The organism is Massilia niabensis (assembly GCF_042655085.1).
Lineage (GTDB): Bacteria > Pseudomonadota > Gammaproteobacteria > Burkholderiales > Burkholderiaceae_D > Telluria > Telluria niabensis.
Window position 1 is genome coordinate 18,505 of the sequence record NZ_JBHSMU010000007.1, and the last position, 25,818, is coordinate 44,322.

General features: G+C 67.4%; 14 protein-coding genes. 8 read left to right on the forward strand and 6 right to left on the reverse strand.

Annotated elements, in window-relative coordinates:
* Window positions 1–16: 16 nt before the first annotated feature.
* Window positions 17–2,356, reverse strand: a complete 2,340-nt coding sequence (locus tag ACFPN5_RS06145) for a M28 family peptidase (RefSeq protein ID WP_379781195.1) — start codon at window positions 2,354–2,356, stop codon at window positions 17–19.
* A 108-nt stretch (window positions 2,357–2,464) separates the two neighbouring features.
* On the reverse strand, window positions 2,465–3,145 hold the full coding sequence (locus tag ACFPN5_RS06150) for an energy transducer TonB (RefSeq protein WP_379781197.1): 681 nt from the start codon (window positions 3,143–3,145) through the stop codon (window positions 2,465–2,467).
* Between the two features lie 252 nt (window positions 3,146–3,397).
* Between ACFPN5_RS06150 and ACFPN5_RS06155 the strand changes: the two genes are divergently transcribed.
* The 5 genes from ACFPN5_RS06155 to ACFPN5_RS06175 all read left to right on the forward strand — a co-directional run bounded on the left by ACFPN5_RS06155 (window position 3,398) and on the right by ACFPN5_RS06175 (window position 10,062).
* Entirely contained in the window at window positions 3,398–4,045 is a 648-nt protein-coding gene (locus tag ACFPN5_RS06155; RefSeq protein WP_379781199.1) for a response regulator, read from the forward strand.
* Window positions 4,046–4,147: 102 nt separating this feature from the next.
* Window positions 4,148–4,990 (forward strand): hypothetical protein, encoded by an 843-nt coding sequence (locus ACFPN5_RS06160; RefSeq protein WP_379781201.1) that lies wholly within the window; start codon window positions 4,148–4,150, stop codon window positions 4,988–4,990.
* The gene (locus ACFPN5_RS06165) at window positions 4,987–6,495 is read left to right on the forward strand and encodes a sensor histidine kinase (protein ID WP_379781203.1); all 1,509 of its coding nucleotides are present in this window, start codon (window positions 4,987–4,989) and stop codon (window positions 6,493–6,495) included. Before ACFPN5_RS06160 ends, ACFPN5_RS06165 begins: the two co-directional genes overlap by 4 nt.
* A gap of 29 nt (window positions 6,496–6,524) precedes the next feature.
* Window positions 6,525–8,213: a M14 family zinc carboxypeptidase gene (locus ACFPN5_RS06170; protein ID WP_379781205.1), complete on the forward strand. Its 1,689-nt coding sequence runs from the start codon at window positions 6,525–6,527 to the stop codon at window positions 8,211–8,213.
* A gap of 148 nt (window positions 8,214–8,361) precedes the next feature.
* Complete coding sequence (locus tag ACFPN5_RS06175; protein WP_379781207.1) at window positions 8,362–10,062, forward strand: PQQ-dependent sugar dehydrogenase; 1,701 nt, start codon at window positions 8,362–8,364, stop codon at window positions 10,060–10,062.
* Window positions 10,063–10,129: 67 nt separating this feature from the next.
* Here the strand turns inward: ACFPN5_RS06175 and ACFPN5_RS06180 are convergent, their stop codons facing one another.
* From ACFPN5_RS06180 to ACFPN5_RS06195, 4 genes are all read right to left on the reverse strand, one after another.
* On the reverse strand, window positions 10,130–10,765 hold the full coding sequence (locus tag ACFPN5_RS06180) for a phasin family protein (protein ID WP_379781209.1): 636 nt from the start codon (window positions 10,763–10,765) through the stop codon (window positions 10,130–10,132).
* Between the two features lie 222 nt (window positions 10,766–10,987).
* A complete protein-coding gene (locus ACFPN5_RS06185; RefSeq protein WP_379781211.1) occupies window positions 10,988–12,796 on the reverse strand; it encodes a DUF885 domain-containing protein in 1,809 nt (602 codons plus the stop codon).
* A gap of 12 nt (window positions 12,797–12,808) precedes the next feature.
* A complete protein-coding gene (locus ACFPN5_RS06190; protein ID WP_379781213.1) occupies window positions 12,809–13,942 on the reverse strand; it encodes a branched-chain amino acid ABC transporter substrate-binding protein in 1,134 nt (377 codons plus the stop codon).
* Between the two features lie 68 nt (window positions 13,943–14,010).
* Window positions 14,011–14,496 (reverse strand): Lrp/AsnC family transcriptional regulator, encoded by a 486-nt coding sequence (locus ACFPN5_RS06195; RefSeq protein ID WP_379781215.1) that lies wholly within the window; start codon window positions 14,494–14,496, stop codon window positions 14,011–14,013.
* Window positions 14,497–14,664: 168 nt separating this feature from the next.
* On the opposite strand from ACFPN5_RS06195, the gene ACFPN5_RS06200 reads away from it, so the two are divergent.
* The 3 genes from ACFPN5_RS06200 to ACFPN5_RS06210 all read left to right on the forward strand — a co-directional run bounded on the left by ACFPN5_RS06200 (window position 14,665) and on the right by ACFPN5_RS06210 (window position 25,717).
* Window positions 14,665–16,209, forward strand: coding sequence for an aminotransferase class V-fold PLP-dependent enzyme (locus ACFPN5_RS06200; protein WP_379781217.1), 1,545 nt, complete (start codon window positions 14,665–14,667; stop codon window positions 16,207–16,209).
* A 134-nt stretch (window positions 16,210–16,343) separates the two neighbouring features.
* Window positions 16,344–24,854, forward strand: a complete 8,511-nt coding sequence (locus ACFPN5_RS06205) for a GH36-type glycosyl hydrolase domain-containing protein (RefSeq protein ID WP_379781219.1) — start codon at window positions 16,344–16,346, stop codon at window positions 24,852–24,854.
* Window positions 24,851–25,717, forward strand: a complete 867-nt coding sequence (locus tag ACFPN5_RS06210; RefSeq protein ID WP_379781221.1) for an outer envelope protein — start codon at window positions 24,851–24,853, stop codon at window positions 25,715–25,717. The genes ACFPN5_RS06205 and ACFPN5_RS06210 overlap by 4 nt, the downstream gene beginning before the upstream one ends.
* Window positions 25,718–25,818 lie beyond the last annotated feature (101 nt).

Consider the following 25,818-nt stretch of genomic DNA (forward strand, 5'->3'; position numbering starts at 1 on the left):
CATTGTATTGCAAGCGCTAGTAAAACCACAGCACATCGGCCGAGACGGACTTCGCGCTTAACGGCACCAGCGGCGTGCCGCCTGCCGGCCGTGCCGGCAACGAGCGCAGCAGCCGTTCCGGCAGCCCGGGCAGGATTTCCTCGACCTTCACGTTGAAGATCGGATCGCCCAGCACGTCGATGCGAAAATGCAGCAGTTCGTCCTCCATCCCGTACAGCACGATGGTCAGCGTCTTGGCCTCCACGTCGAGCAGCACGCGCTTGTTCACGGTCACACGGGTCGGCCGCGCGTAGTTCACCTGCAGACGGATCTCGGGCGCGCGGTTTTTCGAGATCAACGTGAAGTCGGCATACCGGTTCGGTGTCTTACCGTTGCGCAGGATGCGCACGAACGGGAATTCGAGGCCGTCGCGCGGCGCCCAGGCATACCACTGCCTCGGGCTCTCCCAGCCGAACACGTTCACGAAGATATGGGGCTCTTTCAGGTTGGAGAACAACGTGCGCTCCCAGGGATCGAGCGGCGCGTCCGGGTGCAACCAGTAGGCATCCCAGCTCGGCATGTCCTTGTAGTAGACCAGGCCATCGGCGCGGATGAGTGGGGCCTCCTGGAATTCGTCGGCGCTGCCGGCCAGCGCCAGCCCGCCCAGGCCGGCCAGCAGCAGGACACGGGCGACATAGCGCCGCGCCTGCGCCAGCAGGATCGTGGACACGCCCAGCAGCAGCGCCAGCATCGCCACCGGCAGGTTCATGCGCAGCGGCGAGAGCGCCATGTAGGTATCGCGCAGCGCCGGCAGCACCAGCACCACGGCCGGGAGCACGCCAAGCAGCAGCACGGCCAGCCGGGCGGGGGCCGGCCAAGCGGCCACCCGGCGCGAGTGCAAGGCGAAAAACGACGCCAGCGCCCCCAGCAGCGGCCAGGCGAGCAGGTAGCTGGCGCCCGGCGCCAGCCAGCTTGCCAGCACCAGCACCAGCATCAGGCTGATCAAGCCGCCCAGCATAGCAGCTGCCGTGCCGGTCAGCCGCTGCAGGATGCGCTGCGCAACGATGAACAGCGCGGCGCAGAGCGCGCATATCGCGCCGAGATAGAGCAGCGCTTGTTGTGCATGCCAGGGCGCCACCGGATTCCATGCGCGGTGCAGCGCGGGCACGTGCATCCACAACTGCCAGGCCAGCATGCCGAGCGCGATCGCGATCGAGGGCGCGATGAAGCCGGCCTGCAGCAGCGCCGGATAGCGCACGCCAGCGCGCCGCATCGCGATGCCAACGGCGCCCACCAGCAGCAGGCAGGCCAGCGGCGTGGCGATCCAGGCCAGGGCGCCGTTGTAGTGCACGGTCCCGACGAACGGCAGCGCGAAAACCACTTGCCCGTTCGATGCCCGCGTATCGAGTTCCTGCGCGCCGAAGTGGCGCGCCAGGCGCAGCATCGCGCCGCCCATGTGCTGCAGCGTGGCGCGTTCCAGCCGCGCGGGGGTATCGAGCACGCCGGCGCCGTCGAACGGACGGCCGCGGTTCGCGAACTGCAGCACCGGCACCTCCAGCCGGGCCAGGGCGCCGAGGCGCAGTGGCCGCGGGGCCAGCTGATAAATCTCGTGCATCAGCGAGGAGCCGCGCACGTCGGGCACGGCCTGCAGCCAGCCATCGATGGCGGCGCTGTTCGCGCCATGCGTGTTGACCAGCTCGAGCGGGCCGCCGCTGCCGGCGCCGTCGAAGCGCAGCGCCAGCCCGACCTGGCGCGCCCACGGGTGCTGTTCAACAAAAGCCTGCATGCCGAGGCTGCCGACACGCTCGCCGTCGGCGAACAGCACCAGCACGTCGTTGGCGAGCGGCGCGCTGGTATGCAATGCGTGCAAGGCGCGCAGGGTTTCCAGCAGCGCGGCCACCGGCGCCGCGCCGCTGGCCGCACCGAGACTGGCCTGGGCGCTGTCGAGATGCGCGACGAGCAGCAGGCCCGGGCGGCGCAGCCGGTCCGGCGCCGTGCCGGGCAGGCGCACCAGCACGTTGTGCACCACGCCCATCGTCGACTCGTAGTTGGCGTTGTAGTCCACGTAGTTCTTCAGCACCACCGCTCGTTGCACCTGCGGCTCCAGGCCGAGTGCGCGCAGCTGATGGAGCAGGTAGTCGCGCGCTGCGCGGTTGGCATTGCTGGCGATCGGGCGCGGCGTGCGCGCCAGCACGGCGAGGTGGGCTGCCGCGCGCGCTGCCGAGAACTGCGCCGCCGGCGCGTCGGGCGGCGCGGGCGTTGGCAGGGGCGGCTGCGTCGGCCGCAGAGCGGCCCACCCGAGGGCTGCAACGAGCAACAAGCCGGCTGCGAGGCCAGCCAGGCCACCGGGAGCGGGTGCGGCGGAATCAGGGAACATGAAATGCATCCTTCGTTGTGCAGGGGTGAGCAGGGGCCTGCCGAATGCGCAGGCACAAAAAAACCCGCCAGGCTGAGGGGTGGCGGGTAAAAAGGGACTCGGTTCAGCTTATTCGAGCGACCACACGTAGGCGATCTGCGCCCAGCCGGCTTCGGCTACGCCGTTGTTCATCGCAGGCTTGAACTGGCACAGGCTCAGGGCATTCACGGCGGCCCGGTCGAGGTCGCGCGAGCCGCTCGACTTCTGTACGCGCGAACCGGTCACGCGACCATCGGTTCCGACCAGCAGGGCCAGGGTGACGGTGCCGGTGTCGCCGTTGCGGGCGGCGCTGATCGGGTACTCGGGCTTGGCGCAGCCGCTGGCGTCGGCCAGTACGGCGCTCCGCATTGCACCCATGTTTGCGCCGCTGTTGGCCGATGGCGTGGTGGGCTGGGGCGGGGTCTCGGCCTGATACGGCTGTGCCGGTTCCGGCAGCGGTTGCGCCTCCATCGTCGCCCGCACCGGGTTGTCCATCGGTGGTGGCGGCACGTCGATTTCCACCTTCGGCACCGAGATCTGCGGCGGCGCCACCTTCGGCATTGGGGTCGGCGGCACGAGCGGCGGTGGTAGCGGCTCCACGGGCTTGGGCGTCATGAAGACGGTGATATCGTCGGGCAGGCTCGGCATCGAGATGCCCTTGTTGTTCATCATGTTGACGACGCCGACCGCGATCAGGGCGTGCAGCCCGGCGACCAGGGCAAATTTGCCGGCTTTGCTTCCGTTGTCGTGTTCCAGGTGAGCGAAATGCATGGCGATCTCCTTTTGTTATGCCCCGAGCGAACGGCCGATCGCGGCTTTTTGCTTACGGAAAGTGCGTCATATGTCTAACGTGTAGAAATAATATATGCCATCAACTAGCAATAAGTAAAGCGATTTCTTGGTAATTGTGTATGGGGGCCGTTGTATGGAATAATCCCCTTCTACCCAATCCGCCTTCTGTCCAATGGCAGACATCGCTGCCAGAGGCGGGTAAGGATGTAACGACACCGAACGGAGAGACGAGTGACGAACCAGAAAACAATCCGCGTCATGCTGGCCGACGACCACCCGATCGTAATGACGGGGTTCGCGATGTCGCTCGCCGCCGAGGGCATGGACGTGGTGGGCCAGGCGCGCACCCCGAGCGAAGCGGTGGCGCTATATTCGGAACTGCAGCCCGACGTCGTCGTGCTCGACATCCGCTTCGGTACCGAATTGACCGGGCTCGATGCGGCCCAGAACATCCTGCGCGCGGACCCGCACGCGAAGGTCGTCTTCCTGAGCCAGTTCGACCAGGACAGCCTGATCAAGGAAACCTACCGCATCGGCGCGCATGCCTTCGTGACCAAGGATTGCGACCCGGCCGACCTGGCCGCGGCCGTGCGCCAGGCGCATGGCGGCAAACTCTACTTCCCGCCGCAGATCGCCGAGCGCCTGGCCAGCATCGCCGTGCGCGGCGACGTGTCGCCGCAATCGCAGCTCGACGAGCGCGGGCTCGAGATCTTCAAGCTGATGGCCGAAGGCCTGACGAATGCCGAAATCGCCGAGAAGCTGAACCTGTCGACCAAGACCATCAGCAATACCAGCCAGTCGATCAAGGAAAAGCTGGGCGTCGATCGCCAGGCCCACATCACCAAGCTGGCCGTGAAGTACGGCCTGATCCAGCCTTAACGCGCAATGCGCTTCGCCAGTACGTCGATGTGCAGGCTGGCGGCCGGGTTGGCCTTGACCTTGGCACTCGGGCTGGCCTCTAGCGTGGCAGTGGCAGCGTCCGTGCCTGCACCCGTTGTCCGACCCGTGCCCACCTCCGGCTACCGCTTCCAGATCGTCACCGGCGACGACAGCAGCGTCACCGCGCGCATCGCCGAAGACCTGTACAAGCGCCTCGTGCCCACCTTTGCCGGCTTTCGCACCGAACTGGCCCAGCGCCGGCGCATGGTGTATGTCGCGATCGGCCCGATCGCCCTGCGCGAGGTGGCAGGGCGCCGCTGCGATTGCGTGGTCATTGCCGCTTTTACTTCGAGCCAGGTGTGGCAGTCGGTGGTCGACAAGCTGCCGCCCGCGCGCGCAAAAGCCATGACCGCGGTGTATGCCGAACCCGCGCCAGCCGACCAGCTGCGCCTGGCCGCGCTGCTGTACCGGCGCCCGGTGCGCGCCGCGGCCATCCTCGGCCCGGAGACCGGCTTTCTCTTGCCGCATCTGGTCCCCCATTTGCTCGGCCAGGCCGAGATCGTGCACGCCCCGAGCGGCGCCGACATGAGCGACGTCCTGGCCCGGATCGGCCGCAGCGAGGTGCTGCTGGCGCTGCCCGACAGCGCGGTGTATAACCCCGAAAACATCCGCAACATCCTGCTCTCGACCTACCGCCGCAAGCAGGGCGTGATCGGTTTTTCAAGCGACATGGTGAAGGTCGGCGCCCTGGCGACGACCTATTCCGAGGTCGAGGACATCAACGCCCAGGTGGCGGAAATGGCCGCCCGCTTTGTCGCCACCGGCGAGCTGCCGCCGCCCCAGTTCCCGCGCTACTTCCGCACCGCGATCAACGAGGGCGTGGCGCGCTCGCTCGACATCGCCGTGAGCGATGAAGCGCGCCGGTTTGCGCGCCCGCGGCCATGAAACTGAGATCCCTGCAATTCTGGCGCAGCTGGAGCATCGGCCTGCGCATGGCCTTCATTACCATGTTGCCGGTGGTGTTCCTGTTCACGGCATTCGTCTGGTACTCGTGGTACGCGCACCGCGCGCAGGTGGCCGAGGAACTCAGCGAACGCGGGCGCATCCTGGCGCGCGCGCTGGCCGAGACGAGCGAATACAACGTCATTTCCGGCAACCTTACCGACCTGCGCCTGACGATCAACGGCCTGGTGCAGTCGGATAAAAGCATCCGCCAGGTCGACATCGTCGATGCCGAGGGCAAGACGGCGGTGCGCGTCACCTCGACCCTCGCCCAGGACGCCGAGCCGCATTTCTACGAGGCGCCGATCCGCAAGCAGGTCGTCTGGATCAACCTGTTTTCGGATAACGGCACGCCGCACGTGTCGGCGTCCAGCGACGCGCGCCCGCCCACGCTGACCACCGAAATCGTCGGTGCCGTGCGGGTGACGATGTCGCCCTCGAACATGCTGGCCAAGCAGGCCGGGCGCTTTCGGATCGAGCTGGCGATGGCTGCCCTGGCGCTGGTTGCCAGCGGCGTGCTGGCCTGGGTGCTGGCCCGGTCGCTGACGCTGCCTTTAAAAGAGGCGATCGACGCGCTGCGTTCGATCCGCGGCGGCCAGTACCGGGTCGAGCTGCCGGTGACCACCGGTGGCGAGGTAGGGGAGCTGCAGGCCTCCATTGGCGAAATGTCGGTGGCGCTCGAGCGCTCCACGCAGGACCTGGAAAACAAGGTGGCCGAGCGCACGCGCGACCTGGTCGAATCGCGCAACGAGGCGCTGCGGGCCGACGCCGACAAGAGAAAGCTGATCCAGAAGGTGAACAGCATCATCGAGGACGAGAGGAAGAGCATCGCGATCGAGATCCACGACGAACTGAATGCCTCGCTGATCGCGGTGCGCCTGGAGGCCCAGAGCATCGGCATGCTGGCGGCGAAAGCACCGCCAGCGCCGGAAGTGGACGAGATCCGCGCCAAGGCCGGTGCGATCACAAAGTTGGCGCTCGACCTGTACGCCAACGGCCGGCGCCTGGTGCGCCGCCTGCGCCCCGAAGTGCTCGACATGCTGGGCCTGCACGGCGCCGTTGAGGAGATGCTCCGCCATTACGACAGCGGTTCCGGCTGCCGCTTCGCCTTCCACTCCGAGGGCGACTTTTCGCGGCTCGGCAATGAGCTGGCCATCTCCGCCTACCGCATCGTGCAGGAAGCGCTGTCGAACGTCATGAAGCACGCGGGCGCGACGTCCGCCGAGGTGACGCTGGTGCTCGATGCGGTGAGCGACCTGCTGCGCATCGAGGTCGAGGACAACGGCAGCGGCTTCGATCCGACGCACAATTCGGAAGGCATCGGCATCATCGGCATGCGCGAGCGCGTGTATGCGCTGCACGGCACGATCGCCGTACGCTCGGCGCCCCAGCGCGGCACCACGGTGACCATCACACTGCCACTCTCTAGCGCAACTGCTGTATCGTAGCGGCTTGCCTTAAACCTCCCCTCCAGATCATGTCGAACGAATTGAAGACGCCCTACGAGCAGGGCAACCAGAACCAGACCACCACCTGGAGCGATTGCATCGCCTGGTATGAAGAACTCGCGCAACGCTACCCGAACGTACTGCGCTTTGGCGTGGTCGGCACCTCGGACGCCGGCGTGCCGATCCACGCGGGCGTGGTCAGTGCCGATGGCGTGTTCGACCGCGAGCAAATCAAGGCGGCCGGGCGCCCGGTCTTCTTCAACAATAACGGCATCCATCCGGGCGAGCCGGAAGGCGTCGACGGTTGCATGGCGCTGGTGCGCGACTTCTGCACCCAGCCCGAACGCCTCGCCGCGCTGGGTAACACCGTGTTCCTGTTCGTCCCGCTGTACAACGTCGACGGCAGCATCAATCGCGCCGACACCTCGCGCGTGAACCAGGACGGCCCGGAGCAGTTCGGCTTCCGCGGCAACAGCCGCCACCTCGACCTGAACCGCGACTTCGTCAAGTGTGACACGCTCACTGCCCAGGTGTTCAACAAGCTGTTCACCAGCTGGGATCCGGACGTGATGGTCGACACCCATACCTCGAACGGCGCCGACTACAGCTACACGATGACGCTGATCCACACCCAGGCGGACAAGCTGGGCGGAGAATTGGGCGCCTTCCTGACCGGCACCATGCTGCCGGCGATGTACGCCGAGATGGACGCGCGCGGCTGGCCGACCTGCCCCTACGTCAATCCCGTCAAGGACAGCCCGGACCACGGCATCGCCGAATTCCTGGAAACGGCGCGCTTCTCGACCGGCTACGCGGCGCTGCACCACACGATCGGCTTCATGCCCGAGACGCACATGCTCAAACCCTTCAAGGACCGCTACGAGTCCATGCGCGCCCTGGTGGAAACCGCGCTCGACTTCACGGTGAAGCATGGCGCCCAGATCCAGGGGCTGCGCCGCGCGGCGAAAGCGGCAGGGCGCACCCGCGCCGAGTGGCCGATCCACTGGGTCATGGACGAGCAGAACACGTCGACCTTCCGCTTCAAGGGCTACGAGGCGAAGTACAAGCCGAGCGCGCTGGGCGACTACACGCGCCTGTACTACGACCGCACCAGCCCGTGGGAGCGCGACATCGCCTACTACAACCGTTTTAACGCGGACGTGACGGTGAAGGCGCCGAAAGCCTACGTGATCCCGCAGGCCTGGCGCGAAGCGATCGAGCGCCTGGAGTTCAATGGCGTGACGATGGAACGCGTGGCTGAAGACCGCATGCAGGAAGTGGCGTACTACCATGTCGTGTCAGTCGCCTCGCGGCCGAACGCGTACGAGGGCCACATGTTCCACGACGACGTGCAGCTGGAAAAGCGCAGTGGATCGGTATTGCTGCGCGCCGGCGACGTCATCGTTTCGCTCGACCAGGACCGGGCGCGCTACGTCGTCGAAACCCTGGAACCGCTCGCCCACGACAGCTTCTTCCGCTGGGGCTTCTTCAACAGCGTGCTGGAGAAGAAGGAAGCGTATTCGGACTACGTGTTCGAGGACGAAGCAGAGAAGCTGCTGGCCGAGGAGCCCGAGCTGGCCGTGAAGTTCGGCGCCTGGAAGGCCGCCAACCCCGCGCTGCTGGCGAACCAGGAGGCAGTCCTCGACTTCATCTTCGCCAACTGCGCCAGGTACCGCGAGCCGGAATGGCGCCGTTATCCGGTCTTCATGATTCAGTAACGCGACACCTGCATGCCGCGTACCGGATACGCGGCCCGTCCTGTAGGGGTCATTGAGGCCAATGGCCTCAATGACAGGTTCACCGGGCTCTTGAGCCCACGCGGATCCAGCACACCAATAACAGAACAGGCAACAGCCCCAATCACGCATGAAAAACCCTATCCACGCCGCCCAGGCCACGATCGCCGCCGCCTGCCTGGCGCTTACGGGCATCGCCTCCGCCGCCCCCACCATCGGCCAAACCTACTTCGAACAAAACTGCGCCAGCTGCCACACGGTCGACTCCAAAATGTCCTCCCGCGCCGGCCCCGGCCTGTACAACGTCATCGGCCGCAGGGCCGCCGGCGTCCCCGGCTTCAACTACACCGACGCCATGACGAAAGCCGGCGCCGCCGGCAAGACCTGGACCCGCGAAGAACTCGACCTCTTCCTGCGCGACCCGAACAAGAACGTCCCGGGCACGGCGATGCCGATCGGCGTCGCCGATACCGCCCGCCGTGCCGCCGTGATCGACTACCTGGCCACGCAAAGCGGCAAGGCCGCCGCGCCCGCCAATGTCGCCAGCGCGAAGGTCGCCGGCACCGGCGACAGCGCCGCCTGGACCGCCGACAAACCCGGCGACCTGCACCACATCAAGGTATCCGGCCTGGTCGCCCCCTTCGGCACCGAAAGCGCCGGCAACGGCCCGAAACTGGCCGCGCGTCCCGATGGCGCCATGCCGGCCGTCCCGAAAGGTTTCAAGGTCGGCATCTACGCCGACGGCCTCGGCAAACCGCGCCTGCCGCTGCGCGCGCCGAATGGCGACATCTTCCTGTCCGAAGCGGCCAAGGGGCAGATCACCGTCCTGCAGGCGAATGGCGGCGACAAGGCCGGCACCGTGAGCGTCTTTGCCACCGGCCTGTCGCGCCCTTACGGCATGGCCCTGTGGCCCTCCGCCAGCAAGCCGACCCACCTCTACGTGGCCAACGTGAATTCGGTGGTGCGCTTCCCGTACACCGTGGGTGACTTGAAGGCCAAGGGCGAGCCGGAAGTCGTGATTGAAAAAATCAGCGACACCAGCGGCGGCCACGTCACGCGCACGATCGCGTTCTCGAACGACGGCAAGACCATGTTCCTGTCGGTCGGCTCGGCCACCAACTACGCCTCGAAGATCGGCCCGACGCCGCCGCAGCCGCTGGCGCAGTGGGAAGCAAAATACGGCGTCGGTGCCGCCTGGGGCGAAGAGACCGAGCGCGCCGCCGTGCTGGCTTTTGATCCGGACGGACGCAACCGCCGCCCCTATGCCAACGGCCTGCGCAACTGCGTCGGCATGATCGTGCACCCGACAACAAACGACCTGTTCTGCAGCGTCAACGAGCGCGACGAGCTGGGCGACAACCTGCCGCCGGACTACATCACCCGTGTCAAGAAGGACGGTTTCTACGGGTGGCCGTGGTACTACATCGGCGCCAACGAAGACCCGCGCCTGAAAGGTATCCGCCCCGACCTGAAGAACAAGGTGCTTGTCCCCGACACCCTGATCCAGTCGCACTCGGCGCCGCTGGGCATGGTGGTCTACCATGCGCCGAAGGGCGCGAAGCACGCCTTCCCGAAGGCCTACGAGGGCGACATCTTCCTGGCGCTGCACGGCTCCTGGAACCGCGGCATCCGCACCGGCTACAAGGTGGTGCGCGTGATGATGAAGAACGGCGTGCCGACCGGGCAGTACCAGGACTTCATGACCGGCATGGTGCTGAGCGACCGCGATGTCTGGGGTCGTCCGGCGGCGGTCGAGGTGGCCGCCGATGGGGCGCTGCTGGTGGTGGATGATGGCGGCGGGGTGGTGTGGCGGATTACGCCGCAGGCGTGATGCTCCGGTTCCCGTAGCGTGGGCAGCGTCGCTGCCCACGCCAACTACCGATAACGGGACAGGCAGCTTAGATCGACTTGCTTGCTTTGGTATCGATCCGACTGCCTTGCGACGCCTGACTGCCTTGCAGGTTGCCCTGGAACGAGGCTCGGTCGCCGTCTACGTGGACTTGCGCATCGGCGCTCCCTGCCTGGCCCGCGGCCTGCATGCTGCCGTGGTGCGTACTGCCATTGGCCCGTTGCGCAGCGCCGTTTTCAAACGGGTCGCGGAAGCTTTTCAGCGACTCTTCCTGGTGCCGCACGCTGCGTTCCGTCTCCTCGCTAGCCGTGCGTGCAACTTCATCGGCCAAACTGCGTGCGGTGCGGGACGTTTCCTGCACATGCTGTTCAGCGACCCGCGCAAACTCGACCTGCGAATCCGCGGCAATACGCGATACATGCTGCTGGTAGGCGCGCAGTTTTTCCGAGGCAGGCTGTGCGCGTGCCGCCGACACGGAAATCATGTCGTTCGGGCTGTTAGTGGTCAGCAACTGCTGGCTGACGATTGTGCTTTCTTCGAGCAGGGTTTGACCGAGCTGGAGGTTGAGCTTGCAAAGCTCCTGGAACGAGTGCGACAGCGATTTCGACATATCGTTCAGGAATGCGGTTTGTGCATTCAGATGGGTGCGGACTGCGGGCGTGACGGAGTGCGAGAACGGGAACATGGCATACCTCATGAAGTGAAGGTTCACAAACAGGTGGAGCACGTCAGTTACTCAAATGCGGCATCTGGCGGGCCACGCGAACGTGCAAGGTAACTGCTGAGTTGCACATCGTCGGGCTCAGGATTGGGCCCGAGATCCTCACCTTAGGCGCCATTTGTGACAGGCATTTGACATGAGGAGGACAAATGCCGGCGGATGGTGTTACCCGCCGGCTACATGGCTTTACTTCGACGCCGCAATCCAGCGATCCACCTTCGCCTCCAGCAGCGACAGCGGCAGCGTCCCTTCACCCAGCACGATGTCGTGGAACTTGCGGATGTCGAATTTCGCCCCCAGCGCAGATTCCGCCCGGCGGCGCAGTTCGACGATCTTCAGCGAACCGATCTTGTAGCCCAGCGCCTGGCCCGGCCACACCATGTAGCGTTCGATCTGCGCGCGCGATTCCGCTTCGCTGTAGCCCAGCGTCTCCGAGAAATACTTGATGGCTTGCTCGCGGGACCAGCCCTTGGTGTGCAGGCCGGTGTCGACCACCAGGCGTGCCGCGCGCAGCATTTCGTCGTTCAGGTGGCCGAAATAATCTTCCGGCTTGTCGAACAGGCCCATCTCCTTGCCCAGCGTCTCGGCGTACAGCGCCCAGCCTTCCGTGAAGGCGTTGTTGCCGCCGAAGCGGCGGAAGTTCGGCAGGCCCAGTTCCTGCACCAGCGCGATGTGGAAGTGGTGGCCCGGCGCGCCTTCGTGCAGGTACAAGGTCACCATGCCGGTGCTGCCGTACTGGCGCGGGTCGTTCACGACCGACCAGAACACGCCCGGGCGGGTGCCGTCCACGGCCGGCGGGGTGTAGTGGTCGGAGGCGGTGGCGCGGCTCAGTTCAGGCTCGAGGCGCAGGTCGAGCGGCGCCTTTGGCTTGAGGTTGAACATCACCGGCAGCTTGGTGCGCAGTTGCGCGTCCAGCTTGCGGTAGACCTCGATCACTTCCTGTTCGGTCTTGAACGGCTTGAATTTCGCCTGCTGCGCCACCCAGCCCGGCAACCCGGCGGCAGGCCCCGTGTAGCCCATCTTCGGTCCGATGCGGCCAAACTCTCCCTGGATGCGCGCCACTTCCTTCAGGCCGATCTGGTGGATTTCTTCCGGCTTCAAATTGGTGGTGGTCTGGCTGGCGACGCGCACCAGGTACCAGTCGGCGCCGTTCGGCAGCGCGTTCCAGCCGCTGCTGGTGCGCGTGGCCGGCAGGTATTCCTTCTCCAGGAAGGTCGCCAGGCGCGCCAGTGCGGGATTCAGTTTGCCGCCGACGGCGTCGCCATACAGCTTGGTGAGTGCGCGCTTATCGGCATCGGAGAAACTGGCCGGGAAATTCTTCACCGGGGTGTAGTAGATGCTGGCTTCCGTCGATGCCGCCACCAGCTGCTTGAACTGGGGCAGGGCGGAAGTCATCACCGGCTTTGGATGCACGATGCCGCGCTTGATCCCTTCGCGCATGTTGGCGACGGCCTGGTCGACCCAGGGCCCGAGCTGCGCCAGCCGGCTGGCGTAGGCGCGGTAGTCCTTGACGGTGGTGAGCGGCTGCGCGCCCTGGCCGCTGGCGTAGTTCGCCAGCGTCACCGGCAGGCTGTCCATCTGGTTGATCGGCAGCAGGTGTTCCGGGAAGGGCTCGAAACGCAGGGCTGTGGTCAGCTCGTAGTCGAGGATGTCGTAGCTGGTCTGGTCGCGCGTGTTCAGGCCGTCGCGCTTGATGGCGCGCAGGCGCTTCTGGAAGGCTTTATAGCGTGCAAATTGTTTAGCCCGTTCGGTCGGCGAGATCGACATGCCGATCTGGTCGATGAAGCGGTTGTCGCCGCTCTCGCTGCTCGACACCGGGTCGAAGCGGGCGAGGGCGTCGTAGTATTCGTCGGCAAGGACGTTCAGCGCCTTTGCGGCTTGCGGGTTGGCGGCTGCCTGTTTGGATGGGGCGGCGGCCTGCGGCGCAGCAGTCGCAGGTGCGCAGGCGATCATTGCGGCGGCGGCCAGGGCGCCGAGCTTGAAAATCTGGGTCATGTCGTAGTTCCGTTAATAGCTTGCCAGCGGCGCCAGCGCGCCATTCTTGAAAGTGTAGACGGTGACGGCGGTCTTTTTCAGGTTGCCCTTGTCGTCGTAGCCGTAGGTGCCGACCACGCCCGGATAGCTGAGGGTGCGCAGCTGCTGCGCCACCGCGGCCGGCGCGAGGCTGTTGGCGGCCTTCATGGCCTGGGCGATGAACATCGTCTGGTCGTAGAACGAGGGCGCGTAGACGTCCGGCTCGCGCTTGAAGCGCCCCTTGTACTTGGCCAGGAAGGCCGGACCGGTTGGCTGTTTGGCGATGATTGCGCCGGCCTGTGCGCAGCGCACGTTTTCGCCGACGGCCGGGCCGCCGAGCTTGGCCATCTCGGGGCTGCACAGGGTGTCGCCGCCGAGCAGCGGCACGTTCAGGCCGAGCGCCTTCATCTGGCGCGCCATCGGGGCGGCCTGCGGCGCATAGCCGCCGAAGAAGACCGCGTCGACCTTCTTCGCGCGCAGCGAGGTGAGGATGGCGGCGAAATCGCTCGCCTTGTCGTTGGTGAATTCGTGGCCCGCGACCTTCATGCCGGCAGCCTGCGCCTGGCGCTTGAATTCGGTCGCGATGCCGGTGCCGAAGGCCGTGCGGTCATCGATGATGCCGACGTTCTTCAGCTTCAGTTCGCGCGCGGCGTAATTCGCCATCGAGCCGCCGACCTGGGCGTCGCTGGCGACGATGCGGAACACGCCTTTGTAGCCGCTCTGCGTGATCTTCGGATTGGTGCCGACCGTGGACATCAGGGCGCCGGCATCGTTGTAGACGCGCGAGGCGGGAATCGCGACACCCGAGTTGTAGGGGCCGAGCACGAACTTCACGCCGCCGTCGGCCAGCTTCTGGGCCACCGTGACGCCTTGTTTGGGGTCGCCGGCGTCGTCTTCGGACTGCAGCTCGAAGCGGAGAAGCTTGCCCGCGACCTTGATCTTCTGGGCGTTGAGTTCCTCGACGGCGAGGCGCACGCCGTTTTCGTTGTCCTTGCCGGCAAAGGCGTTGGCGCCCGAGAGGGGCCCGGTCACGCCGATTTTGACGACTTGTTCCTGCGCCAGCGCAGCACTCGACGCGCACAGCAGCGCGGCCAGCGCCAGTGGCGCCATGTTCATTTTAGTTGGCATCAGCCTGTCTCCGTTATGTTCCAAACGGACGCCATCATGCCACGAATCAGCTCAGCGGTGCGGTCGTCTCAGGCAGGCAGGCCATGCGCAATCAGTTCCAGCGGCAGGGCGGTCGTGCACTTGATCTGCTCCATCGAAAAGGCCGAGGACACGCCGCTCAGTTGCGCCGTCTTGATCAGCTTTTTGTAGAAGCGGTCGTAGCCGGCGATGTCGGTGGTGGCCACCTTCAGCAGGTAGTCGACGTCGCCGCTCATGCGGTGAAATTCCAGCACCTCGGGCAGGGCGACGACGGCGGCGGCAAAGCGCGCCAGCCATTTTTCGTCGTGTTCGCTGGTGCGCACGCTGACGAACACGGTGACCGGCAAGCCGACCTTCTGGCGGTTGATGATGGTGACGCGGCTTTCGATGTAACCCTCTTCTTCGAGGCGCTTGACGCGCTTCCAGCAGGGGGTGCTGGAGAGGCCGACCTTTTCGCTGAGACCGGAAATGGACAGCGTCGCATCGGCTTGCAATGCGGCGAGGATCGCACAATCAAACTTGTCTAGTGAATTCATTTTAGTTATAGGTCACTAACAGAACGTACATGCTAAATCTGGGCGAATATTAGCAGAACTAGAAACGTGCTCTCCGCCCCATCTAGGTAACATATTGCTTAACCATAACACGATCTCGCCGTGTTGACGCTTTTTGGGCGCTTTTTACAATGGCTTTTTACAATAATCATGCATAGTGAAATTTACCTCGATGCGAACGCGACGTCCACGGTGCTGCCGGCGGCAGTCAGTGCCGCCCTGGCGGCGCTGACGGGCACCTTCGGCAACCCGAGCAGCAGCCACGGCGCCGGCCTGCGCGCGCGTGCCCTGCTCGGCGGTACGCGCGCCTGTGCGCGGCGCGTGCTCGGTGCCGAGGCCGGGCGCCTGGTATTCACCAGCGGCGCCACCGAGGGCATCCAGACGGCCGTGCTGTCGGCGCTGTGCGCAGTGCGCGAGCGCCGCGCGGCCGGGCTGCCCTGCGGCGACCTGCTGCTCTACGGCGCGACCGAGCACAAGGCAGTGCCGGAGAGCCTGGCGCACTGGAATCGCGTGCTCGGCACCGGACTGAGGCTGCAGTCGCTGCCTGTGGGCAGCGACGGAAGGCATTGTCTCCATCTGCTGCGCGCGCTGGCGCCACGCACCGCCTTCCTGTGCACGATGGCGGCGAATAACGAGAGCGGCGTGGTGTCGGACCTGGATGGGATTGCGGCCGTACTCGAAGAAACCGGCAGCACGGCGCTGTGGATGGTCGACTGCGTGCAGGCACTCGGCAAGCTGCCGCTGGCCTTGAGTGGCACGCGGATCGACTACGCGCCCTTCTCGGGGCACAAGCTGTATGCGCCAAAAGGCATCGGCATGCTGTACGTGCGCGAAGGCGCGCCGTACACGGCCCTGGTCTGCGGCGGCGGCCAGGAGGCCGGGCAGCGCTCGGGCACCGAGAACATGGCGGGCATCGCCGCCCTCGGCGCGGTGCTGCGCGCGCTGGAAGAGGGCCGCACCTTCCGTCCCCATGCCGAACTGGCGGCCTGCCGCGACCGGCTGGCGGCGGCCCTGCGCGCAGCCTTCCCCGCTATCGAATTCAACGCGCCTTTTGCAACCACGCTGCCGACCACGCTCAACTTTTCGGTCCCCGGCGTGTCGGGCAAGGAGCTGCTCGACCTGTTCGATGCCGCCGGGGTGCGCGTCAGCGCGGGCTCGGCCTGCTCCGCCGCCAAGGCCGCGCCCAGCTATGTACTGCAGGCGATGGGCTTGCCGGATGCGCGCTGCGCGGATGCGGTGCGCATGTCCTTCGGCCCGCTGGTGGACGACGCGTTCATCGAACAGGCCTGCGCGCGCATCGCCCACTGTGGCCGCGCACTGGCTGTGAGGCCGAGTGCACTCCCCAGCGCGGAAGCGCCATGGCCAGCGTTCGACCTTGTCGAAGACGAGTGCATTGCCGTCGATGCGGCTGGGCTCGCGCAGTTCCTCCTCCAGCATCCGGGCGCGCTCCTGATCGACGTGCGCGAAGCCTGCGAGCATGCGGCCGGCACACCCGCCCTATATGGCCGCGCGGCCTACAACCTGCCGCTGTCGCGGCTTGCCGGGCATGCCAACTGGCTGCGCGCGGAGACGCGGCCGCTGGTGTTCTTCTGTCGCAGCGGCAACCGCAGCGCCCGGGCGGCGCAGCTGGCGCAGGGGCTCGGGCACCCGACCGTGCGCCACCTGGCCGGGGGGCTGGCGTTGTTTTCAAGTTGATTGCAACCCATCCGGGGTAGCGACGGCACCTTTGTTCGTTATCGCACCGTCTCGATTTTGATGAGGTCTTAGCATGGCACCAGGCGTGTGCAGCGATGCTCGCCTGGCATGCACGCTCATCATCGAGGCTCCTGTTGAACGAAGAATTGCACACCCTGCCCGACGCACTGCACGCAGGGGATTCACCCATCCGTACCCTGGACGCCACAGGCGCGGCGCCCCTGCGCGCCGAGGTCTTCAGCGCCGCGCAGATGGCAGTGCACGGCCGCCAGCTTGCCGCACGCCACGTGCTCGCACAAGAACAGGAGCAGGGGCGGGACCACCTGCTGGCGCGCCTGGACGACAACGCCGGCGTCATCGCCGCCGTGAATGCCAATACGCGTGCCGCCGCCACGCAAGCGGCCGACGTGGGCAAGCTGGCGGGCAAGCTCGCCGATAACCTGTCTGCCGCCGCCGAGTCGCTGCTGGACCATCACTACCTGATCGACGAGCAGGTCCGCTTCGTGCGCCGGCACCTGCCCAGGCCTGCCAGCCGCGCCTTGCCGCGACTGGTCGCGCCCCTGGACGCTGCCGGCAGCGCGCGCATCTACCGGCTGGCGCTGGAAGCGGTCGCGCATGGCGACGGGCAACTGGAACCCGACACCCTGGCGCGCTTCATCGCCGCCTACCAGGAAGGCGCGCCGCTCGCGCTGGGCGAGCTGCGGGCCTTTCCCCTCATGCTGCGCCTGGCGCTGATCGACAACCTGCGCCGCCTGGCCGCCCGCCTCGAGAGCGGCCGCGAGCAGCGCGCGCTGGCCCGCGACTGGTCGGCGCGCATGGAGCTGACGGCCGACGCCCGTCCCGGCGACCTCGTCCTGCTGATGGCCGACATGGCGCGCGCGGTGGAACCGATGGGCACGGCCTTCGTGGCCGAGCTGGCGCGCCGCCTGGATGGCCGGGATGGCCCGCTGGAGGGCGTGCTGCAATGGCTCGGCACGCGCCTGGCGGACGATGGCGTCACGCTCGGGCAGCAACTGGAAATGGACACGCTGGACGATGCCGCCGACGAGGTGTCGCTCGCCAACAGCCTCGCCAGCCTGCGCGCCCTGGGCACGATCGACTGGCCCGCGTTTCTCGAGACGGCAAGCGCGGTCGACGCAGCGCTGCGCACGGACCCGGCCGGCGTCTACCCGCATATGGATAGCGCGAGCCGCGCGCTTTACCGCGGCGCTGTCGAGCGCCTGGCGCGGCAGTCGGGCCAGTGCGAGGCGCAAGTCGCGGCCGAGGCGCTGGCGCTGGCAGGCAGCAATGGTGTGCCGGAGGAGGGCGGGCTTGAACCGCATACCCGCCACGTCGGCCATTACCTCGTCGGCGATGGGTTGCCGGCATTGCTCGCGAAACTGGGGCAAGGCCCGGGCGTGCTGCCGGCGCTGCGCGGTGCCGCGCGGCGCCGCCCGCTGCTGGCTTACCTGGGCGCGGCCGGCGCCTTCACGCTGCTGTTTATTGTTGCGCTGGTGGTGCATGCCTGGCGCGGCGGCGCCAGTGCGAGCTTGCTGGCACTGGTCGGGGTGCTGGCCACCTGCGGCGCCAGCCAGCTTGCGCTTGCCCTCACCGATTTGATGGTCACGCGCCTGGTGGCGCCGCGCCCGCTGCCGCGCATGGACTTCAGCGGGGGCATCCCGGCGCGCATCCCGGCGAGCCTCCAGGCCATGGTAGCCGTGCCCGCAGTCCTCAGGAGCCGCGCCGACGTGGTCAAGCTGTGCCGCAGGCTCGAGCTGCATTACCTGGCCAACCGCGACCCGCAACTGCGCTTTTGCCTGCTGGGCGATTTCGACGACGCACCAAGCCAGACGCTGCCCCGCGACGCCGAGCTGCTGGATGCGGCACGGGGCGCCATCGCTGCGCTCAACGCGCGCTACGGCCAGGCCGGGGCACAACCCTTCCTGCTGCTGCACCGGTGGCGCGCCTGGAGCACGAGCGAGCGCGCCTGGATCGGCCGCGAGCGCAGGCGCGGCGCGCTGGCCGACCTGAACGCTTTCCTGCGCGGCGGTGCGCACGAGCGCTTTGCGCTGGCCGAAGGGCGCCTGGATGGCTTGGCCGGCGTGCGCTACGTCATCGCACTCGACGCCGACACCCAGCTCCCACAGGGCAGCGCCGGCCAGATGGTGGCGGCCATGGCGCACCCGATCAATGCGCCGGTGCTCAGCCCTGACGGTCGCCGCGTGACCGCCGGCCACGGCTTCTTGCAGCCGCGCGTGACGGCCTCGGTGCCTCTGAACGGGACTTCGCGCCATGCGCGCCTGTGCGGCGGCGAGCCCGGCATCGACCCGAATCCGTGCCCGGTGCCGGACGCCTGGCAGGACCTGTTCGGCGAGGGTGCAACGGGCGGCCAGGGCATCTACGAGGTGGACACCTGCGCGCGCGTGCTGGCCGGCCTGCCAGAACACACCGTGTTGTCGCACGACCTGCTGGCGGGTTGCCATCTGCGCGGCGGCCTGCTGAGCGACGTCCAGCTATATCAACCCTGCCCGAACCGGTTTGGCGACGACATGGCGCGCCGCCAGCGCCGGATATGCGGCGACTGGCAGCTGGCGGGCTGGCTGCGTTCGCGCATCAAAACCACCTCGGGCACGCGCCAACCGAATCCGCTGCCGCCGCTGGCGCGCTGGAAGCTGCTGGACAGCCTGCGCCGCAGCCTGGTCGCGCCAACGCTGACAGGCATGTTGGTGTTGTGCTGGGCGTGGCTGGCCTCGCCCGCGTTCTGGAGCGCGGCGGCATTGTCGGTGTTTTTCCTGCCAGCCTTTTTTACATTGCTGGTCGATCTGGCGGACAAACCGCACGACGCCTTGTGGCGCCAGCACCTGTCCAACTGGGGGCAGGACGCGCGCATCGCCCTGCGCCGCGCCGTACTGCAGGCCGCGTTCCTGCCGCACGAAGCCTGGACCAGCATCGATGCGATGATGCGCGCCGGCTGGCGCATGCTGGTGTCGCGCCGCTCCCTGCTGCAAGCCCGTAAAGCCGGCCCTGCGCGCCCGATGCGCGACATCGAACTGAACGTGCGCAGCATGTGGTTCGCCCTGCTGCTGCCGGCCTGCGTGGCCGTGCTGCTCACTTTCCTGCACCCGCTGGCGCTGTTCGCGGCGGCGCCCCTGCTGCTGCTGTGGTTCCTGTCGCCGGTGATCGCATGGTGGGTCAGCCAGCCAGGGGAGCGGGGGGAGCGAGGAGCGCCGCCGCTGTCGGACCACCAGGCCCTGTTCCTCGCCACCGTCGCGCGCCGCCACTGGGGCTTTTTCGAGACCTTTGCCGGCCCCGAGGACAACTGGCTGCCGCCCGACAGCATGCAGGAGCACCCCCAGGCGAAGCTCACGCACCGCACCTCGCCGACCGACATCGGCATTGGCCTCCTGGCCAACCTGACGGCCTGGGATTTCGGCTTCATTCCGCAGGCCGAGGTGCTGGCGCGCGTGCGCGCGGGCTTTGACAGCATGGCGCTGCTGGCGCGCCATCGCGGCCACTTCTGCCACTGGTACGACACCCAAACGCTCGCTCCCCTGCAGCCGATGATGGTGTCGACGAGCGAGAGCGGCAACCTGGCCGCGCACCTGCTCACGCTCGCCGCCGGCCTGGAAGCCCTGGCCGACGCACCGGTCGCCAGCAGCCAGCCGCTGGCCGGCATGCGCGCGACGCTGCGCATCCTGGAGGACTGTGCGCAAGAGGCGCCGGGCGCCATGCCGCCGCCACTGCGCGAGGCCATCGCGCGCTGCCGGAACCTGCTGCAGCAAGAGGCGGGCAAGACAGGCACCTTGCCGGACCTGGCGCACTGCCTGGAGCGTGCCGCGCATGCGGCATCGAACCTGCGCCGCGCGTTGCCAGCGGACGCGAGCCCGGAACTGCGCGACTGGAGCGAGCGCTTCGAGGTTGACTGCCACGGCGCCTGGGCCGACCTGCTGGCGCTCGCCCCGTGGATGCTGGCGGCGCAGGAATACGTGTTCGAGGCCAGCCTGACGCGCATCCCGACCCTGCGCGAGCTGGCCGCTTACCAGGCACCCGCCCGCGCAGCGGCAGACCATGCACTGGCGGCGATGGTGGAAGAGGGTGCTTGCGCGGCGCGTGCGCGCCTGGATGCTATTCACCAGCTGGCGCAGCGCGCGCGCGAATTCGCCGACATGGATTTCGGCTTCCTTTACCAGAGCGACACCGGCCTGCTCGCCAGCGGCTACAACGCCAGCACGGATGAACTCGAGCCTGGCGCCTGCGAGCTGCTGGCCGCGGAGGCGCGCCTGGCCAGCTTCATCGGCATTGCCCGCGGCCAGCTGCCGCAGCAGCACTGGTTCGCATTGAAGCGCCCGCTGGGCATCATCGATGGCGAGCAGCTGCTGTTGTCCGGCAGCGGGTCGATGTCGGATTACCTGGCGCCGCAGCTGGTGCTGCCGGGCTACCCCGGCACCCTGTTCGACAAGGCCTGCCAGGCGCTGGTGCGCGTGCAGGCCGGTCATGCGGAGCGTCATGGCATCCCCTGGGGCATGTCCGAGTCCGGCTTCAACACTTTTGATGCGGCGATGAACTATGGCTACCGCGCGTTCGGCGTGCCGGGAACGGGCGTGGCGGACGCAATGGGCGAGGACCTCGTCATTGCGCCCTACGCCTCGATGCTGGCGCTGATGGTGGCGCCCGCCGCGGCCTGCGCCAACCTAGAGCGCATGGCGGGCCTCGGCTGGATGGGCAAGTACGGTTTCTACGAAGCGGTCGACTACACCCGGGCGCGCCTGCCGCGCAACCAGACGCACGCGACCGTGCGCGCGTTCATGGCGCACCACCAGGGCATGGGTCTGCTGTCGCTGTCGCACCTGCTGCATGGACGCCCGATGCAGGCGCGCTTCGAGGCCGATGCGCAGCTCGCCGCAGCGCTCCCGCTGCTGTACGAGCGCATGTCGAAGTCGGGCGCTTTCGATGTCGCTACGAACCACGCGGCAGCGTCGCATGCCGCCGGACCGCAAGCGCCAGGCGCACACCGTTCGGTCGAGCGCACCGGTGTGCCCCATGAAGTGCAACTGCTGTCGAACGGCCGCTACCACGTGATGGTGACCAGCGACGGCGCCGGCTACAGCCGCTGGCACGGGGACGCGGCGATCGGCAATGCGGGCGTGTTCTGCTACCTGCGCGACCTGGGCAGCGGCGCGGTCTGGTCCGCGGCCTTCCAGCCGACGCTGGCCGAGCCCGCGCAGTACGAGGCCGTGTTCCCCGAGGGCCGGGCGGAATTTCGCCGGGTCGACGACGGTATCGAACTGGCCACCGAGATCGTGGTGGCGCCGGACGACGACGTCGAGCTGCGCCGCATGCGCATCCGGAACGGCAGCACAGGCCGGCGCAGCATCGAGCTGACCACGTATGCCGAACCGGTGCTGGCGGCGCAGGGCGGCATTGCCGGGCCCTTGCATAGCGAGATCCTGGCCGAACAGAATGCGATCCTGTGCACCCGCGCGCCGGAACCGGCCATCGCGGCGCCCTGGCTGTTGAACCTGATGGCGGTGCACGGCGCTATCACCGAAGTTACTACCCCTTCCGCTTCGTTCGAGACCGACCGCCAGCGCTTCATCGGCCGCGGCAACGCCAGCCTGCTGCCGGCGGCGCTGCGCGAACCGGGGCCGCTCGGCGGTGGAGAAAGTGGGGGAGCCGATCCGGCGCTGGCGATCCGCCGCGTCGTCACGCTGGCCCCCGGCGAGGAAGTCACCGTCGATCTCGTCCTCGGCGTCGCCCCGACGCGCGAGGAAGCGCTGCGCCTGGTCGACAAATACGGCGACCGGCATGCGGTCGGTTATGCGTTCGAACTGGCCTGGACCGCATCCCAGGCGCTGCTGCGCCAGCTCGACATCGCCGAGCCCGATACCGGTTTGTATGCGCGCCTTGCCGGCGCCGTGCTGTACCCGAGCCGTGCGCTGCGCGCGCCAGCCCCCGTCATCGCGCGCAACCGCCTGGGGCGCGCGAACCTGCGGCCCTACGGGATTTCGGGCGACTTGCCAATCGTGCTGGTGCAGGTGCACGACAGCGTCCACCTGGGCCTCGTGCGCCAGCTGGTGCAGGCGCAGGGCTACTGGCGCCGCAAGGGCCTGGCGGTCGACCTAATCGTTTGGTACGCCGACGCGCTGCAGCGCCAGGTCACGCGCCTGGTGGCAGCCGGCGGGGCTGCCGAAAACGAGGCCGGCGAAGGCATGGGCGGGCTGTTTGGGTTTGCAGTCGACGGCATGCCGGAAGAAGACCGGGTGCTGATGCAAGCGGCGGCGCGGGTCGTGCTGCAGGACAGGCGCGGCGGCCTGTTTGAACAGATGCGGCGCGCGGCGGCATCGGCGCTGGAGGCGACGCCGGCGCTGAACCCCGCGCAGGCGCCGCAGGAGTGGGCCGTGCAGGCACCTGATACCACGCCGCTCCTGCTCGACAACGGCATCGGCGGCTTCAGCAGCGATGGGGGCGAATACGTGATCCGCACCGCGCCGGGCCACCCCACGCCGGCGCCCTGGTCGAACGTGCTGGCCAATCCGGCGTTTGGCGCAGTCATGTCCGAGAGCGGCGAGGCCAGCACCTGGAGCGGGGAGGCGCACTACCTGACCGCATCTGGCGAAGCCTTCTACCTGCGCGACGAAGCGACGGGCGTGTTCTGGTCGCCTACCGCGCTGCCGGCGCCGTCCGGCGGCGCCTACCTCACGCGCCATGGCTTCGGCTACAGCGTGTTCGAGCACACGGCGCACGGCATCCATTCCGCGATGACAAGCTTCGTTGCGCTGGACGCGCCCGTTAAATACACGGTGCTGAAGGTGCGCAACGACAGCAGCACGCCGCGCCACTTGTCGGTAACCGGGTACGTCGAATGGGTACTGGATGACGTGCGGGATGAAGGGCAGCGCACGCAGTCGGCGCTGCACGTGGTGACCGAACGCGATCCAGCCAGCGGCGCGCTGGTCGCCCGCAATCCGTGGAACAGCGATGTGGCGCACTGCGTCGGCTTCTTCCACGTCGACGCCCCGGATGTCACCGTCACGGGCGACCGCCTCGAGTTCATGGGCCACAACGGGCGCCTTGCCGCTCCACAGGCGCTCGGCAGGACCGGCCTGTCGGGCAGCCTTGGGGCCGGGTTCGATCCGTGCGCGGCGCTGCAGGCCGCGTTCGAACTCGCGCCGGGCGAGCAAAAGGAATTCGTGTTCATGCTCGGCGCGCAGCAGGACCCGGACATCGCCGGCCTCATCCAGGGCCACCGGGATGCGGCGGCGGCACTCGCACAGGTGCGCGCCTGGTGGAACGAGACCCTGGGCGCACTGCGCATCGAGACGCCCGACCGCTCGCTCGACGTGCTCGCCAACGGCTGGCTGCTGTACGGGTCGATCGCGCGCGGCATGTGGGCGCGCAGCGGCGGCGCTCAATCCGGAGGCAGGTGGTGCTTCCGCGACCGGTTGCAGGACGCGATGGCCCTCGTGAACGCGCGCCCGCAACTGCTGCGCGAATACCTGCTGCTGTGCGCGGCGCGCCAGTTCATCGACGATGGGCAGGCGCCGAACCGCAACGTGCGCATGCGCCCCTCCAGCGACCTGCTGTGGCTGCCGCTGGCCACCTGCCGCTACCTTGCCGCCACCGGCGACACGGGCGTGCTCGGTGAAGCCGTTCCCTGGCTGGAGGAGCGGGCGCTCGAGGCCGGGGAAGATGCCGGTGCCGACGTTCAGGAGGGAGTGCAGCGGCATGGCGACCTCTACGAGCACTGCGTGCGCGCCATTCGCCAGGCCATGCGCTTCGGCAAGCACGGCCTGCCGCTCGCCGAAGGCGACGATGTGGACGGCGGCGAGAGCGTCTGGCTGGGCTTTTTCATGGTCGAGGTGCTGCGCCGCTTTGCCGACCTGGCCGACCGCCGCGCCGACTACGGTTTCGCCACCACCTGCCGCGCCGGTGCACTGGCGCTTGCCGCCCAGATCGACGAGCACGCCTGGGACGGCGAACGCTACCGCAGCAGCCTCCATGCAGGCGTCCCACAGGAGAAGGCATGCGCGGTCGACCTTGCCGTGCAGGCGTGGGCCGCGCTCTCGGGCGCGGCAAGCCCCGAACGCGCTGCCTGCGCGCTGGCCGCCGCAGATGCAGGCGTGATCCGCAACAGCGCCGGCCAGCCGCTGGAAGCCGCCGCCTGGGCCGCCATGGCCTTTGCAAGCCTGGGGCAGGGCGAGCGCGCCTGGCAAATGGTCGAGGCGATGAACCCGGCGCGCGAGGGCGTGATGCCTGGAAGCTGGTACCCACCTTACCTGTTGCCCGCTGAAGTGTTTGGTGCGCCGCCAATCGGACACGAGGGTGCGGACTGGTACACTGGCGCGGCCGGCCCGATGTACCGGCTGATCGTCGAGTCGCTGCTCGGCGTCGAGCGGATCGGGCAGCAGCTCGTGCTGGCGCCGCAATTGCCGCAGGGCTGGCCAGGCTTCCGGCTGCAGTACCGTTACCGGAGCACGACCTATGCGATCGAGGTGCGCGCCGCCGAGGCGGGTGCGCTGCTGGTCGATGGACAAATAATCGAAGGCAGTGCGCTGCAGCTGGTCGACGATGGCGCAACCCATCGCGTCGAGTTGCATGTCGCGCGCCGGCAAGAGCCCGCCGTTTCGGCGGAACGCGAAGAAACACAGTCGAAAACCATTCCATGACGAACAACATCAAGCTGGCGGCCTGCGCCGCCTTCCTGCTCTCCTGCGGCGCCGTTCAAGCCCAGGCTGCCGACTGGAGCGATACCTCCATCAGCTGGCGCTACGGCACCCGTTTCGCCGAGCCCTTCAATCCCGAGCACATCAAGAAGCACATCTTTGCGCTGACCCATGCGAGCGGCTACAAGTACGGAAGCAATTATTTCAACGTCGACCTGCTGCAGTCGGACGAAAGCGACCCGGCTTCGCTGACCCAGTCCGAAGGGGCGCAGGAAGCCTATGTCGTCTACCGCCACACGGTCGACATCGGCGCGCTGCGGGGCAAGGAGATCCGCTTCGGCGCGGTCAAGGGCGTGGGCGCGACGGTCGGCTTTGACTGGAACACGAAAAACGACGTCGGCTACAACTCGCGCAAGCGCATGCTGGTCGCTGGTCCCACCCTGATGTGGGACGTCCCGAAGGGCTTCCTGAATACCAGCCTCCTGCTGCTACGCGAAAGCAATGCGCCGAGCGGTGCCTTCCCGCCGATCTCGAACGTCAACGGCCGCTACACCTACGACACCCATGCCATGCTGTCCGTCACCTGGGCCATCCCCGTGATGGAGCGGTTGTCGTTCGAGGGCTACGGCAACTACATCGGAGCCAAGGGCCGCGACGAAGTCGGGCTTGCCACCGGCGCCGAAACGAATATCGACATGGCGCTGATGTACGACCTCGGTTTCCATTTGAACCAGCCGAAGAACCGCATCCGCGTGGGCCTCGAGTACCAGTTCTGGAACAACAAGTTCGGCAATACCCGCGCCATGACCGGCGGACGCGGCCAGCGCGCCAGTACCCCGATGGTGCGCGCGGAGTACCACTTCTGATCTTGTCTACCGTGCCCAGCTATTGCGCGTAGGAATGGCATAATACTTCGATAATTTTTTGAGAAGCGCCATGCGCACAAGTTTTGGGGTGCCGGTGAGAG

Coding starts and splice junctions, on each gene's coding strand:
- ACFPN5_RS06185 (WP_379781211.1), bottom strand. CDS start 12,796: ATGACCCAGATTTTCAAGCTCGGCGCCCTGGCCGCCGCCGCAATGATC.
- ACFPN5_RS06210 (WP_379781221.1), top strand. CDS start 24,851: ATGACGAACAACATCAAGCTGGCGGCCTGCGCCGCCTTCCTGCTCTCC.
- ACFPN5_RS06180 (WP_379781209.1), bottom strand. CDS start 10,765: ATGTTCCCGTTCTCGCACTCCGTCACGCCCGCAGTCCGCACCCATCTG.
- ACFPN5_RS06200 (WP_379781217.1), top strand. CDS start 14,665: ATGCATAGTGAAATTTACCTCGATGCGAACGCGACGTCCACGGTGCTG.
- ACFPN5_RS06190 (WP_379781213.1), bottom strand. CDS start 13,942: ATGCCAACTAAAATGAACATGGCGCCACTGGCGCTGGCCGCGCTGCTG.
- ACFPN5_RS06175 (WP_379781207.1), top strand. CDS start 8,362: ATGAAAAACCCTATCCACGCCGCCCAGGCCACGATCGCCGCCGCCTGC.
- ACFPN5_RS06145 (WP_379781195.1), bottom strand. CDS start 2,356: ATGTTCCCTGATTCCGCCGCACCCGCTCCCGGTGGCCTGGCTGGCCTC.
- ACFPN5_RS06195 (WP_379781215.1), bottom strand. CDS start 14,496: ATGAATTCACTAGACAAGTTTGATTGTGCGATCCTCGCCGCATTGCAA.
- ACFPN5_RS06170 (WP_379781205.1), top strand. CDS start 6,525: ATGTCGAACGAATTGAAGACGCCCTACGAGCAGGGCAACCAGAACCAG.
- ACFPN5_RS06165 (WP_379781203.1), top strand. CDS start 4,987: ATGAAACTGAGATCCCTGCAATTCTGGCGCAGCTGGAGCATCGGCCTG.
- ACFPN5_RS06150 (WP_379781197.1), bottom strand. CDS start 3,145: ATGCATTTCGCTCACCTGGAACACGACAACGGAAGCAAAGCCGGCAAA.